The organism is Brucella sp. IR068, from assembly GCF_049065885.1.
Lineage (GTDB): Bacteria > Pseudomonadota > Alphaproteobacteria > Rhizobiales > Rhizobiaceae > Brucella > Brucella intermedia.
In genome coordinates this window covers 262,077-278,272 of the sequence record NZ_JBAKHE010000005.1, presented here as the reverse complement: position 1 = coordinate 278,272, position 16,196 = coordinate 262,077, and the positions used below count along the sequence as shown (strand labels likewise).

Sequence of the window (16,196 nt, the reverse complement as noted above, 5' to 3'; positions counted from 1 at the left end):
AGGCGCCGTAAAACAGCCTTTTTCAGGCTGGTCATAGAGCGGCACGTCCCTTTGTAAAACGCACGAACAGTCAGGCCCGATGTACAATTATCTCGATTTTGAAAAACCCGTCGCCGACCTTGAAGGCCAGATTCTCGAGCTGAAGAAGCTCGCGCAGGAACAGGGCAGCGTCGAGATGAGCGACGAGATTCGTCGCCTCGAGAAGCGTTCGGCGGATGCGCTGAAGGACATCTATCGCAAGCTGACCCCGTGGCAGAAGGCGCAGATCGCCCGCCATCCGGACCGCCCGCACTGCCTGGAATATATCGACCGGCTGTTCACCGAATTCACGCCGCTTGCCGGCGACCGCAAGTTCGCCAATGACGAAGCCCTCCAGGCCGGTTTCGGCCGCTTCAACGGTCAGCCCGTCGCCATCATCGGGCAGGAAAAGGGTTCCGACACCAAGACCCGCCTCAAGCACAATTTCGGCTCGGCCCGCCCGGAAGGCTACCGCAAGGCCGTCCGCATCATGGAAATGGCCGACCGCTTCCAGTTGCCGCTCATCACCTTCGTGGATACTGCGGGTGCCTATCCCGGCGTCAGCGCCGAGGAACGCGGCCAGGCGGAAGCCATCGCCCGCTCGACGGCGGAGTGCCTCAAGCTGCGCGTTCCGGTCATCTCCATCATCATCGGTGAAGGCGGCTCCGGCGGCGCGATTGCAATCGCCGTCGCAAACCGCGTCTACATGCTCGAGCATTCGATCTATTCGGTGATTTCGCCCGAAGGTGCGGCCTCGATCCTCTGGCATGATTCGACCCGCGCCAAGGATGCCGCTTCCAACATGCGCATCACCGCGCAGGACCTGTTCGACCTCAAGGTCATCGACGGCATCATTCCCGAACCGATGGGCGGCGCGCATCGCGGCAAGGAAGCCGTGATCGACGCCACCGGCGACATCATCACCGCATCGCTGCGTTCGATGAAGGATATCGACGGCGAAACGCTGAAGCAGGAGCGCCGCCAGAAGTTCCTCGAAATCGGCCGCAATATCTGATTTTCGCCGGGAATTGGCGCGCATCCCCGCAAACTCGGCGCGGTTTTCGGGACAGGATGCGCGGTTCAAGACAAAGTGAAAAACCGTACGGGAGGCCAGGCGCCTCCCGCATTTGCATCAAGCTGCAAATTCGGCCATATTGCCGACGCGCCGGGTTTTAGCTATCTGGGCAAGGATTTATAAACGATACCGTAAGGTTTCATTTATAGGATCGGACCTTCAGGAAATCGACTTTTGCTCATAAAGTCTCTGGCGTAGCTCTAACAGACTTGATGCGACATGAAGATCAGAACCGCAATTCTAGGCTCCTTACTGGCAACCACGCTTCTTGCGGGCTGTCAGGGTTCGTCCGTATCCGACCTCAGTCTGCGGGCCGAAAAGCCGCTTCCCGAAAAGGTCGTTGCCAAGATGAAGGCGAAGGGCATGACCCGCACCTCGCCGATCATGGTGCGCATCTTCAAGGAAGAAGGCGTGCTCGAAGTCTGGAAGCAGAAGAACAACGGCAAATACGACCAGATCGCTTCCTACGAAATCTGCAAATGGTCGGGCAAGCTCGGCCCGAAATATATCGAGGGCGACCGTCAGGCGCCGGAAGGTTTCTACACCGTCCGTCCCGCCCAGATGAACCCCAACTCGAATTATTACCTGGCTTTCAACATCGGCTTTCCCAACGCCTATGACCGCGCCAATGGCCGCACCGGCCAGCACCTGATGGTGCATGGCGCATGTTCCTCGTCGGGCTGCTATTCGATGACCGACGAGCAGGTCGCCGAGATCTACGCCTTCGGTCGCGACGCCTTCAAGGGCGGCCAGCGCGACTTCCAGATTCAGGCGTTTCCGTTCCGCATGACCGCCGCCAACATGGCGCGCTACAAGAGCGATCCGAATTATTCGTTCTGGAAGATGCTGAAGCAGGGCTATGACGCCTTCGAGACCACCAAGGTTCCGCCGAAGGTCGACGTCTGCGAGAAGCGCTACGTGTTCAACGTATCGACGCCGGACGGCCAGCCCCTTTCGCCGACCGACGCCTGCCCGCCCTCGGTTGGCGGCGAGGCCATGTCCTATGCGTCTTATGAAAAGACCTATCAGTCCGCTTTCAGCGCTGCGCAGAAGGCACCGGCACCGTCCATTCAGGGCATTGCCGAAGCCAAGCTCGTCTCCGCATGGTCTGCGGCCCGCGCGCGCGGCGAAAAGGTAACGCGCGAACCGCCGTCGCTTACGCCTGCTTCGGCTGAAAAGGCCGGTGCGCCCGACATTCGTGCGCCCGACATTCGCCCGGCAACGCCGTCCGTGCAGCCGACAGCCATTGCTGCAACGCCGCAACCGGTCGCCGTTCCGGCGCAGCCCGCGACGCAGACCGCAGCCGTGCCCGCACTGCAGCCCAACCCGGCAGCAGCGCAGGCTGCTGCCCCACAGGCTTCACAGCAAGTCTCACCCCAGATCTCGTCAATGACGACCGCCAGCACGGTGGCGCAGAATGTCGAACAGGCGGCACCTGTCGCAGCCGCCGAACCGAAGAAGCCGTGGTGGAAGATCATCGGGAATTGATCGCCTTGCAGGAAGAGATTCCTGTCTACGATCTGAGGGGGCTTAAATGCCCCCTTCCGGTTTTGAAGACCCGCAATCGTCTGGAAAAAATGCCGAGCGGAGCGCTTCTCTGGGTGGAAGCGACCGATCCGCTGTCAGGCATAGATGTGCCGCATTTCTGCACGCAGGAAGGCCACGCCCTCATCACGCAGGAGCGGGAAGGCCCGCTGCACCGCTTTCTCATTCGCAGGAAGTGAATGTCAGTTCCGGGGCGAAAAGCCCGGAATGGCCAGCGGATTTTCGGTCAGCGCGGCCCGGTCCGGCCGGTCGAGGCCCGGACGTCCGAGAAACGCATCGAAAAGCTCACGCACATAGGTTTCCGGCAGATCCTTCACGATCATCACCAGAAGCGTCTCATGCTTGTCCTGCGGCCACTGCGGCAGGCGTGCAGGCGGATGGAAAATCTTCTGCACCCCGTGGATGACCACCGGACGATCCGGGTCTTCGGCAATCTGCACGATGCCCTTCACCCGCAAAAGCTTTTCCCCATGCGTCGACCGCAGAAGATCAAGGAACATGTCGAAGGTCGAGAGCGGGATCGGCGCATCGTGACGCAGTGAGAAGGACCGGATCGCATCGTCGTGGTGATGATGATGCGTGTGCCCATGATGGTGGTGGCCCTGATGGTGGCCATGATGGTGCCCGTGATGGTGATCATGGTGATGATGGTCGTGATCGCAATCCGGCCCGCAAACATGATCATGGTCATGATGCGCATCCTCATAGGCTTCCGCCTTGAGCCAGCGCTGCACATCGGCCGATTTCGTTTCCGGATTATAGAGGCCGCATTCGAAAAGCGCCGCATAGCCTGTGCGCTGTTCACCGGCTTCCAGAATGTCCGCGCCGGGATTGAGCGCACGAAGACGCGCGGTCAACGCCGCAAGTCCTGCCTGCGCTTCCGGCAGATCGGTCTTGGTGAGCACGATGCGGTCGGCCATCGCCGCCTGCTTGACGGCTTCCTCATGATTGTCGAGCGTGGCCATGCCGTTGACGGCATCCACCGTCGCCAGAACCCCGTCCAGCCTGAAAGCCTGCATGAGCACCGGATGCCCCATGATCGAATGCAGCACCGGCGCCGGATCGGCAAGGCCGGTGGTTTCGATGATGACGCGCTTCAACGCCTTGATGCGCCCGGTCTGGAGCCGGTCGATCAGGTCGGCCAGCGTATCCACCAGTTCGCCGCGCACCGTGCAGCACAGGCACCCGTCGGCAAGCTCGATCACGCCTTCGCTGGCCTGCTCGACCAGCAGATGATCGATGCTGACCTCGCCGAACTCGTTGATGATGACTGCCGTGTCGCTGAGCGCCGGATCCTTCAGAAGCCGGTTGAGGAGCGTCGTCTTGCCTGAACCGAGAAAGCCGGTCAGCACGGAAACGGGAATGGGATTTGGCATATCAGTTGATCGCGGTGGTCGTGGCGCCCGCCGAACGCTGCGGACGCGGCATCGGCACCGGAACCTGCGAAATATCGAGCTGGCTCGGCCGGGTGATCGGCCCCGGTTCGGACACCAGGCCCACGCGAACCGGAACCGGATCGCGATCCATCGCATGGATATAGGGCGAATTGATTTTCAGCTTGCCTTCGACATCGCGGCCATCCCAGCGATCGGCCATCGCTTCCTGGCTGCAGATCGCCTTGCGCATATCGGTGGCCTGATTGAGATTGCCGCCTCCCGTCGGGCGCAGCGTCGCCAGCGTCGCGCCGCCGCCGGCACTGGCGCGGAAAGCATCGGTCATCAGCTGCGCGGCCTGAACCGCGCGCGCTTCCTGCCGGTCGGCGCCCAGAACGATTGCCAGCACGGTGCGGCCATTGCGCGTGGCCGAGCTTGCAAGATTGAAGCCGGATGCGCAGACGAAGCCGGTCTTCATGCCGTCCGCACCGTCATAGCGGCCGAGCAGGATGTTGTAATTGGCCTGCACTTTCTTGCCTGCGCCCGGATCGATCGCCTCGGTCGCGAAATAATGCGCATATTGCGGAAATTCACGGCGAAGCTGTACGGCCAGAACCGCCAGATCGCGCGCCGTCGTGTAATTCTGAGGATCGTGCAGCCCGTTCGGATTGGCGAAATGCGAACCGACCATGCCGATGCGCTGCGCTTCCGCATTCATGCGCTGCACGAAGGCGGATTCGGTTCCGCCCACGGCTTCGGCAACCGCGACCGCAACGTCATTGGCCGACTTCACCAGCATGATCTTCAGCGCCGAATCGAGCGTCATGACCGATCCCGGCTTGTAGCCCATCTTGCTCGGCGGCTCCTTGGCGGCATTGACCGTCATGCGCACCGGCGACTCGAGCGTCATCTGCCCCGACTGAAGCGCGCGGAATGCCACATAGGCCGTCATCATCTTGGTCAGGGATGCGGGATACCAGCGCTGGAAGGCATCCTGCTGTGCATAGACCTTGCCGGTTGCCACATCCACTGCAATCGAGGGATTAGCCGCAGCAGACGCCAGTGCGACAGCGGAAAGGCCCGCAGCTGCAAACCAGATTTTCAGTGATTTCGACATCATTCCGTAGTTCCAATCGAAACGGCTTGCGACTTCTGCGGATTCGAATTGCGCCATAATGGGAGATTAACGATTTCTTTATCTATGCCATGTGGCGATGAAAAGGCAAACAGGGATTGCCCGCTTTCACCGAAACGTCATATCCTTGCAGGATCAAATCATGTCCATTCCGGCCCAATCCGGGGAGTCATCCAAAAATGCCAGTGCTGAATCGTGCCGTTGAATCGCAAGCGGAAATTGCCGCATGGCGGCGAAAACTGCACCAGAATCCCGAACTTCTCTATGACGTGCACGAAACCGCAAAATTTGTCGCCGAAAAGCTCACATCCTTCGGTTGCGATCATGTGGAAACCGGCGTCGGCCGCACCGGCGTGGTCGGCATCATCAGGGGACGGCACGGCGACGGCCCGGCCATCGGCCTGCGCGCCGACATGGATGCGCTGCCCATAACTGAAACGAGCGGCGTGGAATGGGCCTCGCAAAATCCGGGCAAGGCGCATTCCTGCGGCCATGACGGACACACCTCCATGCTGCTGGGCGCGGCGCAGTATCTGGCGGAGACCCGCAATTTCCGCGGCTCGGTGGCCCTTCTGTTCCAGCCTGCCGAAGAAGGCGGCGCCGGTGGCCTTGCCATGGTCGAGGACGGCGTGATGGACCGTTTCAGCATTTCCGAAGTCTATGGCGTCCACAACATGCCGGGCCTGCCGGTCGGACAATTCGCGATGCGAAAAGGCCCGATCATGGCGGCGACTGATGAATTCGATCTCTTCATCAGCGGGCGCGGCGGCCATGCGGCACAGCCGCACCGCACCATCGACCCGATCCTGGCCGGTTCGCAGCTCATGATCGCCTTGCAGGGCATCGTGTCGCGCAATACCGATCCGCTCGATTCGCTTGTGATCTCGGTGACGAAGTTCATCGCGGGCGAGGCTTATAATGTGATCCCGGAAAAGGCGACACTTTCGGGCACGGTGCGCACGCTCAAGAAGGAAACCCGCGCCTTTGCCGAACGTCGCATCCGCGAAGCCGCCGCCGGTATCGCAGCAGCCACTGGTGCTGAAATCACCGTGCGCTACAAGAACAATTATCCGGTCACCTTCAACCACGATGCGCAGACGGAGTTTGCCGCCCGTGTCGCAGGCTCGGTTGCAGGCGAAGGCAAGGTTAACGAGAATGTCGAGCCGATGATGGCGGCGGAAGATTTTTCCTACATGCTGGAAGCGCGCCCCGGCGCCTATATCTTCCTCGGCAATGGCGACACGCCCGGCCTTCACCACCCGGCCTATGACTTCAACGACGACGCCATTCCCTATGGCGTCAGCTATTTCGCATCATTGGTGGAAACGGCGCTTGCCGCCTGAAACTGAATAAATCCGCCTGCCCCGCTTTTTGCGGGGTTGGCGACCGACTTGAAAAACAGTATGTGTCTGAAAGCGTTCACGATGCCGGAATCACCGGCGAATGCGCATCGGTTGGTCCCGTAGCTCAGTAGGATAGAGCGACAGATTCCTAATCTGTAGGTCACAGGTTCGATTCCTGTCGGGATCACCACCGAAATCGGCTTTGTGAAGACTGCCGGTTTTCCGGAGAAAGCCGCCAACCTCGCCGTTCCAAAACGGACAATCCAGGAAACACCATGCTTTCATTGAATTGGTGGCAAGTCGTAATTGCCTTGCTGTCGATCTATTGGCCCCTAACGGTGCTGAGTGCAGCAGCTATTGTTGCGACAGGCTTTTTGGGCACTGAACGCACGGCATGGCGAATAGTCTGGATAATTGTGGCGCTGCTTTTATCTTCGCCGGTCTGGTGGTTTTTCCTCTTCGTCTGAGCGCAAAATGCGCCCGTTGCAGACTGGAACCAAAACCGCGCTATCCCTCATACGGCCAGTTGGCCTGCGAAAAGACCCCGCCATCGACCCAGATGGTCTGGCCTGTCACAAAACGTGCCGCGTCGGACGCAAGGAACAGGACAGGGCCGGAAACATCCTCCGGCGTTCCCACCCTTCGCAGCGGCGTGATGCGCGCCCAGGTGCCCGCATAGTCGGGCTGCTCTTCCGCCGTCCGCTCATTGAGGATCGCACCCGGCGCAACGCAATTCACCCGGATACCGTGCGGCCCGAGTTCCACCGCCGAAGCCTTGGTGAACTGCTCTATCCCGCCCTTCGATGCCGTGTAGGAAACGAGCCTGGGAAAAGCGAGCTTGTTGCAGCCGGAGCCGATATTGACGATGGCGCCGTCCTTGTCCGCCTCCACCATGCGCTTGGCAGCGGCCTGCGTATTGAGGAAACAGCCTTTCAGATTGGTGCGGATGACATCGTCCCAGCCCTCTTCGGAAAGTTCCAGCAAGGGCGCCCAGGTCTGGATGCCTGCATTGTTGACCAGCACGTCCGGCGCATCGCCGAACCAGTCGCAAACCTCGTCGAAAAAGCTTTCAACCTCGACGCGCCGTCCGACATCGCAGCCGAGCCCCAGCGCCTGACCGCCAGCCTCCTCAATGGCTTCCACGAGCGATTGCGCAGCTTCGTCGTCGTGCCTGTAGCTGAACGCCACCGTGTAGCCCGCTTCCGCAAAGGCGGAGACGAGATGCCTCCCGATGCCGGTGCTGCCTCCCGTCACGACTGCGAATTCACCCATGGCCAACTCCCTCCCGGATATATTTCCCGCACCGAATTTAATCGGTTTTCGGCAGTGGTAAACCAGCAAAAAACAAAATAGCTTTCGTGCAAATGCGAGGTGAGAAAATGAATCCCGATATCAAGGAAGCCAATGGCGCGTGCCACTGCGGCACCGTGCGTTTTCGCGTCAGATTATCCAACGGCCTGCATTCCGCGCGGCGCTGCACCTGCTCCTATTGCCGGATGCGCGGGGCCGTCGCCGTTTCCGCCGATCTGGACGGGCTGGAAATTCTCGAAGGCGAGGATGCGCTGACGCTCTACCAGTTCAATACCCGCGTGGCGAAACACTATTTCTGCTCGAAATGCGGCATCTACACCTTCCACCAGCGCCGCTCCAATCCGCGCCAGTACGGCGTGAACGCGGCCTGTCTGGAAGGCGTGTCGCCATTCGATTTCGCGGCCGTCGCGGTGAGTGATGGCGTCAACCACCCATCCGATAACCCGAACCGGAAAGGCTCGGGCGTGGTCGGCTATCTGCGCTTCGAGCCGGTCGAAAACGATTAGAGCACGGTTCCGCAAAGCGGGAACCGCCTGCGGCGAAAAACAGTCAAAAACCCGGAGCGGGACGGCGATTCCGCTTTAGGACCTTCGGTCTAGCGTCCGATCACTTTGCGTGCGTTGCGCTCCCATGAAAAGACGACCGGCGGCAGCGGGTCGAGGCCGCGAATGATGTCTGCGCCCTTTTCGCCGATCATGATGGTCGGCGCATTGGTGTTGCAGGAAGGAACGCGCGGCATGATCGAGCTGTCGCACACCCGCAAGCCCTGCAGGCCCCGCACTTTCAGATCGAGATCGACAACCGCCATCGCGTCGGTTCCCATCTTGCAGGTGCCGACCGGATGATGATCGGTCTTGGCATTGGCGCAGGCATAATCGAACAGGTCGTCATCGCTGACGACCTTCGGCCCCGGCAGGCGCTCGGCCATGACATAGGGTTTCAATGCGTCCTGCTGCATGATTTCGCGGGCGATCTTCAGGCCCTCAAGCGACATTTTGCGATCATGCGGGTCGCTCCAGTAATTGGGATCGATCAGTGGCGCCGCAGCCGGATCGCTGGAAGCAAGCCGCACCGTCCCGCGCGAGCGCGGATGCAGATAGGCGGAATTGAGCGTCACGCCGGCATTCTTGAGCTTTTCGACGCCGGCTTCGATGCCCGAACCAAGCCCCAGATGAAACTGTATATCCGGTGAGCGCGCATCCGGGTCCGCATACCAGAAGCCGCCGGTTTCAAACAGGCTCGACGCCACCGGGCCGGAGCGCAGCAATATATATTGCAGGCCCGCGCCAAGCGTGCGGTGCAGTTTCGCCACGCCGTCATAGGTATGATCGCCGGTGCATTCGGCAATGACAAACAGGTCGAGGTGATCCTGCATGTTTTCGCCGACGCCGGGCAGATCGTGCTTCACGCCAACGCCCACCTTTTTCAGATGATCGGCAGGGCCAATGCCCGATTGCAGCAGGAGTTTCGGTGAGCCGATCGCGCCGGACGCAACGATCACCTCACGGCCTGCCCGCAAGGTTTCTCCGCTCATCAGCGTGACGCCGGTGACCAGTGTCTTTTCCAGCTCGATATTGGCTACCTGCGCATTCATGCGCACGGTAAGATTCTTGCGATCCCTGATCGGCGCGAGATAGGCAAGCGAGGCCGAAGAGCGGCGGCGGTCGCGTTGTGTGAGTTGATAAAAACCGACGCCCGCCTGCTCGCGCCCGTTGAAATCCGGATTATAGGGAATGCCAAGTTCCTGCCCTGCGCGTATATAGGCATCGCAGATCGGCAGCGGCGCGGAAGGCATCGAAACACCAAGCGGCCCGCCATAGGAATGATAATCGTCGTTGAAACGCTGATTGTCTTCGGCCCGTTTGAAATAGGGCAGCACATGGCGATAATCCCAGCCGGTGCAGCCATCCTCGCCCGCCCACAGATCATAATCGGCGGCATTGCCGCGCGTATAAATCTGCGCATTGATCGAGGAGCCGCCGCCGATGACTTTCGCCTGCGTATAGCGCAGAACGCGGTTCTTCAGGTGCTTTTGCGGAACGGTTTCAAAACCCCAGCTGGCAACGCCCTTGGTCATTTTGGCAAAACCGGCGGGCATGTGAAACAGCGGATTCCAGTCGCTTCCGCCAGCTTCCAGCAGCAGCACTTTTACGGACGCATCTTCGCTCAAGCGATTGGCGAGAACGCAACCGGCAGGCCCGCCACCCACGATGATATAATCGTATTCCATCGCCCTACCCCTACAGTTTTGCAATCGACAGGCCGCCATCGACATTGATTGCCGAACCCGTCGCAAAGATGAAATCGCCACCGGCAAGCCCGGCAACAATCGCGCCGACATCGCCCGCCTCGCCCCAGCGCTTCATCGGCACTAACCCACCTTCGATCAGCCCGTCATAACGCTCTGCGACCTTTGCCGTCATATCGGTGCGGATAATGCCGGGGCGCACCTCGAACACGCCGATCCGCGCTTCGGCAAGCCGCAGCGCCAGCCCCTGCACGAAGGCAGTCAGCCCGGCCTTGCTGATGCAGTAATCAAGCCGTTCCGGCGACGTCATCACGGACGAAACCGAGCTGATGGTTATGATGCTGCGCGGAAACTGCACCTCATTTGCCGCCAGCATGGCTTTCACGACTGCCTGCGTGAAAAACATCGTGCCGCGCAGGTTCACATCCATGATCGCGTCAAAATTTTCAGGCTTCAGTCCCAGAAAATCGCCGCGCTCGACCGAACCCATGCCAGCATTGTTGACCAGACAATCAATGCCGCCAAATTCCTTCATCACCGCGGCAACGGTCGCCTCATGGGTTCCCACTGCTGCAAGATCGCTTTCAAGGAAGGCCACCTTTCCGCCCAGCGCCCGCAATTCATGAATGACGGCATCGTCACGCTCGCGATCGGTAATCGCCAGGTCGAAACCCTTGGCGGCGAGCGTGCGGGCGATGCCAAGCCCGATCCCGCGCCGCCCGCCAGTAATCAGCGCAACAGGTCTTTGACGGTTCATGCCAGCACCTCCCGGTTCAAATGGTCTGCGACGCGCAAGGCCTGCGCGGCGATGGTCAGCGCCGGATTGACCGCCGCCGAGGTTGGCAGGAAGGACGCATCGACCACATGGAGATTGGGGTGGTCGTAGGCGCGGCACCAAGGATCAAGCGGCGCTGCCGCCGGATCATTGCCGATGCGCACCGTGCCGCATTGATGCGACGGCGTGCGCCGGTCGAAGGCCCGCGACAGCACCACCGGGAAACCTGCCTGCCTGAGAGCTGATTTGAGCTTATCAACCAGCATCAGATGCGCTTTCCAGTTGCTGCGCACCCAATGCAGGACGATGCGGTCGCCATCCACGCTCACGCGGCTTTCCGGCGAGGGCAGGTCTTCGCTCATCGCGTAAAAATCGATCGTATGCCCGGCAATGCGGTGCAAAAGCCATTCCGGCACATGGCGCATGTTGGATTTCAGGATCGCGCCCGATACACGGCCCAGCAATTGCACATTGCCGAGCGGTGGCCCGCCCGCTCCATCCGACAGATAGTAATCATTGAAGCCGAATGTCTTCTGATAGACGCTGTCATTGCGATAGCGCGGATCGAAAGCGATCACGGCGCTGGAATTATGGTTCATGAAATTGCGGCCAACCTGATCGGAACTGTTCGCCAGCCCCGAACGCAGCAGGATTGCCGCCGACTGCACCGCACCCGCTGAAAGAATGACCAGCTTCGGCCGCAGCACCAGCGCCTCGCCATTCTTCACATAATGAACGGCGGTGATTGCCTTGCCATCCGGCCCCGCTTCCAGCCGCGTTACCCGCGCCGAGGTTTCCAGCCGGACATTCGGATATTGGAGCGCCTGCGCAAGGGGACAGCTTTCCGCATCCATCTTGCCATCATCGCAATTGGGATGCGCATCCCACGGCGTTTTTGCCTTGGCAAGCCAACGCTCAATATCGACGCCAAGCGGCAGTGACGCCGGATGCAGGCCCGCCTTCTTCAGCCGCGCCCGCACATCGGCAATCGGGCGTTCATCGCGGACAGCCGGATAGGGATAAACCTTTGAATGATGCGGCTCGGTCGGGTCGTCGCCCAGTTCACCGCGCACCTGGAACAGTTCTTCCGCCCTGCAATACCATGGTTCCAGCACGTCATAGGCAAAGGGCCATGCCGGAGACACGCCTTCCAGATGCGCAAGTTCCTCAAAATCCTCGCGCCGATAGCGGATCAGCACCGCGCCGAAGAATTTGGAATTGCCGCCGACATTGTAATAATTGCCGGGATTGAACGGCGCACCATTGGTCTCATACCAGAACTCTTGCGGACGAAAGAAACCGCGCTGGAAAATGGCGCGTGGATCGCGGTTTTCCGGCCTGTCCGGCAAGCGCTCCCCCGCTTCCAGAATGAGAATGTCGGCACCTGACGCAGCAAGTCCGGCGGCCATGGTTGCACCGCCGATACCCGATCCGATGATGACGATATCCGGCTGTCCTCCCAAAGCCGTCACTCCCTACTTTGCTTGCGGCATCCACCAGCCCGTCCGCGCGCCGATATGCATGTTGAGCGTCTTGGTTTCGGTATAATCCTCCACCGCATGACGCCCCAGCTCGCGGCCCAGACCCGACTGGCGATAACCGCCGAAAGGCAGCTCCGGCGTGCCGTCCATGAAGGTGTTCATCCAGACCGTACCGGCCCGCACCTTGCGGCCAATGCTCATGCAGGTATCGAAATCACGGCTCCAAACACCTGCGGAAAGCCCGTAATCAACCGCATTGGCAATGGAGATCGCCTCATCCACCGTATCGAAGGAAAACACCGACAGAACCGGCCCGAACACTTCCTCACGCGCCACGGCCATATCCGCCTTCACGCCTGCAATGATGGTCGGCCCCATATATTGGCCAAGGCCCAGATCCAGAACATCGCCGCCATGGGCGATTGCGGCACCCGCCTTTCTGGCCTGATCGACATAGGCGCCGACCTTGGCGAGATGTTGCGGCGTGATGATCGCGCCAACCTGCGTGCTGACATCGAGCGGATCGCCAACGATCACCTTTTTCGACAGATCGGCCACCCGCTCGACAATCTCATCGACAATCGAGCGATGCACGATCAGCCGCGACCCGGCATTGCAGCATTCGCCCGCATTGAACCATGCGCCGAACACAGCCGCATCGATGAAGGCATCCATATCCGCATCCGGGAACAGGATTTGCGGGTTCTTGCCGCCAAGCTCCAGCGACACTTTTTTCAGCGTTTGCGCGGCATTGGCCATGGTCAGCTTGCCCACGCCCGTGGAGCCGGTGAACGACACCATATCGACTTGCTGGTGTGTGCTCATATGCTGGCCGACATCGGCACCCGTTCCGGTGATAATGTTGACCACGCCGTCGGGAACCCCCGCTTCGGCCAGAATTTCGCCCAGCACCAGCGTCGAACCTGAAGTCAACTCCGAAGGCTTCACCACCGCCGTGCAGCCCGCAGCAAGCGCGAAAGGCAGCTTTTGGCCGACGATCAGGAACGGGAAATTCCACGGTGTGATGATGGAAACGACGCCGATCGCCTCGCGCAGCACGACGCCCAGGGTGCCATCGCCCAGCGTGTTGTAGCTTTCGCCATGCAGATCACGCGCGAGTGCGGCGGCATAGCGCCAAATGTCAACAGAACCGGCAATCTCGCCGCGCACCTGCGAAATTGGTTTGCCGGCTTCAATCGCATCGAGATAGGCAAGTTCTTCCGCCCGCGCCTCGATCAGATCGGCAGCGTTCAGCAGCACCAGCGAGCGCTGCGAGGCAGTTTTGGAAGACCAGCGCCCATCGTCAAACGCCTTGCGCGCAGCCGCCACGGCGCGTTCCACATCGGCCTTGTTTCCCGCCGGATAACGGCTGACGGTAACGCCATGGCCGGGGGCCACGCGGTCAATCGTCTGGCCGCTCTCACTTTGCACCCATTTGCCATCGATCAGCATGGAGAATTCGCGGACTTCCAGCCCGGTCAACGGCTGCGGCTTTACGATCATGCTCATTACCATTTCCCTTCAAAATTCGCTTCGCGCTTTTCGGCAAAGGAGCGCACGCCTTCCTTCAGATCGCCGGTCTTGGCGACGAGGATGGAACCCAGCGCCTCAACCGCCGTGCCATTGTCCTCGCCATTGGCGACGGACAGCATCAGTTTGGAAATTTCGAGCGCTGCGGGCCCGCGTTTGGCCACCCGCGCCGCATAATCCAATGCTGCCTGCAAGGCCGCGCCCGTTTCCACAACGGCATCGACAAGCCCATGAGAAAGCGCTTCTGTGGCTGTGAACATTTCGCCGCCCAGCACCATGCGACGCACGATCTGCGCCCCAAAACGACGCACAAGGCGCTGCGTGCCCGACCAGCCGGGCACCATGCCAAGCGAAGTTTCCGGCAGGCCAATCTTGGCCTGCTTTTCAACAATGCGAATATCGGCAGCACCTGCCAGTTCCAGCCCACCGCCAAGCGCATGACCGTTCATCGCCGCGATCAGCGGCATACGCAAAGTCGCCAACCGCTCGAACACGCGATGACCATAGCGCACCCATGCATGGCCGAACTCCTGCGGTTCCATGCCGCCCCAGGCCTTGATGTCGCCGCCCGCGGAAAAGGCCTTACCCTCGCCGGTCAGGATCGCAACCCGGACGCTGCTGTCAGCCTCCATCCGGTCACAGGCGGCAGACAATTCCTGCAACAATTCAATATCAAAGGCATTGAGCTTTTCAGGCCGCTTGATCGTCATGACGGCGATGTGGTTTTCGACCGAGATTTCTATCCGTTGAGCCATTTATGCCTCCAGCTTTCGCGCAGGCATTTGCGGCAATTCCAGCCCGATTGGTTCTTCGCGGAACAGTGCCTCATCCATGGTCTTGAGCTTGTCCGAGACAATCAGCGGAAACTCGGCCTGATCCAGAACATGCGCCTGCAAATCCACACCCGGCGCGATTTCGGTCAGCACAATGCCTTCCGGCGCAAGCTTCATCACCGCCCGTTCGGTAACATAGGTAATGTCCTGTCCCTGCGCGACGCCACGCGGGCCGGAGAAGGTGACATGCTCGACCGCATTAACCAGCTTTTTGAGCTTGCCTTCCTTCTCGATCACCAGTTTTCCGTCCATGACCGACAATTTCGCACCGGCGTTGAACATGCCGGAAAAGACGACCTTCTTTGCCCTTGATGTAATATCAACAAAGCCGCCCGCACCCGCCGTCACATGCGGACGGAATGACAGCTTCGACACATTGACCGAGCCGTCACGCCCGATCTCAAGGAAGGACAGAAGCGAGGCATCAAAGCCCGCGCCCTGAAAATAGGTGAACTGATAGGGCGACGGCATATAGGCATCGGCATTGGAGGCGCAGCCAAAGGCAAAATCCAGAAGCGGCACCCCGCCGACCGCCCCCTGCTCTATCACCCATGTCACGGCACCATGCAGGCCCTCTTCCAGCAGAATGCGCGGCACATTGGCGGAAATGCCGAAGCCGAGATTGACCGCGCTGCCCGCCTGCAATTCCTGCGCGACACGCCGCGCAATCGCCTTCTGGATATTGAATTCGGGCAGACGGAACGTATCGAGCGGGCGGAAAATCTCGCCGGAAATCGCCGGATCATAAAGCGTCTGCGTCGTTTGCTTCTGATCGGGGTCAACCACGATATAATCGACCAGAACGCCCGGCACCCGCACATCATGCGGCTTCAGCGTGCCTTCCTTGGCGATGCGCTTGACCTGCGCAATGACAATGCCGCCATTGTTGCGCGCCGCCAGCGCCTGATCCAGACCGCCCAGATAGGCGCCCTCATGTTCATAGGTAAGGTTGCCGCGTTCATCCGCGGTGGTGGCGCGGATGATCGCGACATGCGGCACGATATTGGGGAAATAGAGCCAGTCCTCGCCCTCAAAGCTGACATGCTTGACGACCGGTTCCTCTCGCGCCTTGTCGTTCATCGCCGACCCCTGACGCTTGGGATCGACAAAGGTATCAAGCCCCACCTTGGTCAGCACGCCGGGGCGCCTGGCAGCAGCCTCACGGTGCATGTCGAACAGAATGCCGGACGGGATATTATAGGCCGGAATCTCGTTATTGGTGATCATCTGCCAGATCAGCGGCGGCTCTGCGCTTGACGGCCCGGACGGATAGGACCCGCCGATGATCTTTTTCAAAAGCCCCTTCTTGGCGATGTAATCGACACCCTTGATGCCGCTCATATCGCCCGCCGCAATCGGGTGCAGCGTGGTGATGTTTTGGGGATGGCCGGTTTCGTCAAACCGTTCGCCAATGGCTTTCAGCATCATATCCGGACAGCCGAGCCCGCTCGATGAAGAAACCGAAACGATGGCATTGTCGGGAATAAGGGAAGCGGCTTCTGGAAATGAAATATGCTTGCTCATAATTC

The 16,196-nt window shown here is 60.1% G+C and carries 15 protein-coding genes and 1 tRNA gene; 7 read left to right on the top strand and 9 right to left on the bottom strand.

What is annotated here, in order from left to right; translation table 11 throughout:
- The first annotated feature begins 79 nt into the window (after window positions 1-79).
- The 3 genes from ACOWVS_RS11045 (at window position 80) to ACOWVS_RS11035 (ending at window position 2,817) form a co-directional block, all read left to right on the top strand.
- On the top strand, window positions 80-1,033 hold the full coding sequence (locus ACOWVS_RS11045) for an acetyl-CoA carboxylase carboxyltransferase subunit alpha (protein WP_006468015.1): 954 nt from the start codon (window positions 80-82) through the stop codon (window positions 1,031-1,033).
- 279 nt (window positions 1,034-1,312) lie between these two features.
- Window positions 1,313-2,581, top strand: a complete 1,269-nt coding sequence (locus ACOWVS_RS11040) for a L,D-transpeptidase family protein (protein ID WP_063619782.1) — start codon at window positions 1,313-1,315, stop codon at window positions 2,579-2,581.
- Window positions 2,560-2,817, top strand: a complete 258-nt coding sequence (locus ACOWVS_RS11035) for a sulfurtransferase TusA family protein (RefSeq protein ID WP_006470981.1) — start codon at window positions 2,560-2,562, stop codon at window positions 2,815-2,817. The genes ACOWVS_RS11040 and ACOWVS_RS11035 overlap by 22 nt, the downstream gene beginning before the upstream one ends.
- A gap of 3 nt (window positions 2,818-2,820) precedes the next feature.
- Here the strand turns inward: ACOWVS_RS11035 and ACOWVS_RS11030 are convergent, their stop codons facing one another.
- Entirely contained in the window at window positions 2,821-4,014 is a 1,194-nt protein-coding gene (locus tag ACOWVS_RS11030; RefSeq protein ID WP_075041810.1) for a CobW family GTP-binding protein, read from the bottom strand.
- A gap of 1 nt (window position 4,015) precedes the next feature.
- Window positions 4,016-5,131 (bottom strand): D-alanyl-D-alanine carboxypeptidase family protein, encoded by a 1,116-nt coding sequence (locus ACOWVS_RS11025; RefSeq protein ID WP_006470982.1) that lies wholly within the window; start codon window positions 5,129-5,131, stop codon window positions 4,016-4,018.
- A 194-nt stretch (window positions 5,132-5,325) separates the two neighbouring features.
- Here ACOWVS_RS11025 and ACOWVS_RS11020 point away from each other — a divergent pair, with 194 nt between their 5' ends.
- From ACOWVS_RS11020 to ACOWVS_RS11010, 3 genes are all read left to right on the top strand, one after another.
- The gene (locus ACOWVS_RS11020) at window positions 5,326-6,489 is read left to right on the top strand and encodes a M20 aminoacylase family protein (protein ID WP_075041811.1); all 1,164 of its coding nucleotides are present in this window, start codon (window positions 5,326-5,328) and stop codon (window positions 6,487-6,489) included.
- Between the two features lie 113 nt (window positions 6,490-6,602).
- A tRNA-Arg gene (locus ACOWVS_RS11015) sits at window positions 6,603-6,679 on the top strand.
- A gap of 85 nt (window positions 6,680-6,764) precedes the next feature.
- Complete coding sequence (locus ACOWVS_RS11010) at window positions 6,765-6,956, top strand: hypothetical protein (protein WP_025089899.1); 192 nt, start codon at window positions 6,765-6,767, stop codon at window positions 6,954-6,956.
- Window positions 6,957-6,996: 40 nt separating this feature from the next.
- On the opposite strand, the gene ACOWVS_RS11005 is transcribed toward ACOWVS_RS11010, so the two are convergent.
- Window positions 6,997-7,761 carry an SDR family NAD(P)-dependent oxidoreductase gene (locus ACOWVS_RS11005; RefSeq protein ID WP_063619785.1) on the bottom strand — a complete coding sequence of 255 codons (765 nt, stop codon included), beginning with the start codon at window positions 7,759-7,761 and terminating at the stop codon, window positions 6,997-6,999.
- A gap of 107 nt (window positions 7,762-7,868) precedes the next feature.
- On the opposite strand from ACOWVS_RS11005, the gene ACOWVS_RS11000 reads away from it, so the two are divergent.
- Window positions 7,869-8,306 carry a GFA family protein gene (locus tag ACOWVS_RS11000; RefSeq protein WP_063619786.1) on the top strand — a complete coding sequence of 146 codons (438 nt, stop codon included), beginning with the start codon at window positions 7,869-7,871 and terminating at the stop codon, window positions 8,304-8,306.
- Window positions 8,307-8,395: 89 nt separating this feature from the next.
- On the opposite strand, the gene ACOWVS_RS10995 is transcribed toward ACOWVS_RS11000, so the two are convergent.
- The 6 genes from ACOWVS_RS10995 to ACOWVS_RS10970 are packed head-to-tail and all read right to left on the bottom strand — an operon-like array spanning window position 8,396 to window position 16,191.
- Window positions 8,396-10,030, bottom strand: a complete 1,635-nt coding sequence (locus ACOWVS_RS10995; protein WP_063619787.1) for a GMC family oxidoreductase — start codon at window positions 10,028-10,030, stop codon at window positions 8,396-8,398.
- A gap of 10 nt (window positions 10,031-10,040) precedes the next feature.
- Window positions 10,041-10,805 carry a 3-ketoacyl-ACP reductase gene (locus ACOWVS_RS10990; protein WP_063619788.1) on the bottom strand — a complete coding sequence of 255 codons (765 nt, stop codon included), beginning with the start codon at window positions 10,803-10,805 and terminating at the stop codon, window positions 10,041-10,043.
- The gene (locus ACOWVS_RS10985) at window positions 10,802-12,286 is read right to left on the bottom strand and encodes a GMC oxidoreductase (protein WP_063619789.1); all 1,485 of its coding nucleotides are present in this window, start codon (window positions 12,284-12,286) and stop codon (window positions 10,802-10,804) included. The genes ACOWVS_RS10990 and ACOWVS_RS10985 overlap by 4 nt, the downstream gene beginning before the upstream one ends.
- A gap of 12 nt (window positions 12,287-12,298) precedes the next feature.
- Window positions 12,299-13,819 carry an aldehyde dehydrogenase family protein gene (locus ACOWVS_RS10980; RefSeq protein WP_075041812.1) on the bottom strand — a complete coding sequence of 507 codons (1,521 nt, stop codon included), beginning with the start codon at window positions 13,817-13,819 and terminating at the stop codon, window positions 12,299-12,301.
- On the bottom strand, window positions 13,813-14,589 hold the full coding sequence (locus ACOWVS_RS10975) for an enoyl-CoA hydratase/isomerase family protein (protein WP_063619791.1): 777 nt from the start codon (window positions 14,587-14,589) through the stop codon (window positions 13,813-13,815). The genes ACOWVS_RS10980 and ACOWVS_RS10975 overlap by 7 nt, the downstream gene beginning before the upstream one ends.
- On the bottom strand, window positions 14,590-16,191 hold the full coding sequence (locus ACOWVS_RS10970) for an acyl CoA:acetate/3-ketoacid CoA transferase (protein WP_063619792.1): 1,602 nt from the start codon (window positions 16,189-16,191) through the stop codon (window positions 14,590-14,592).
- Window positions 16,192-16,196: the final 5 nt, after the last annotated feature.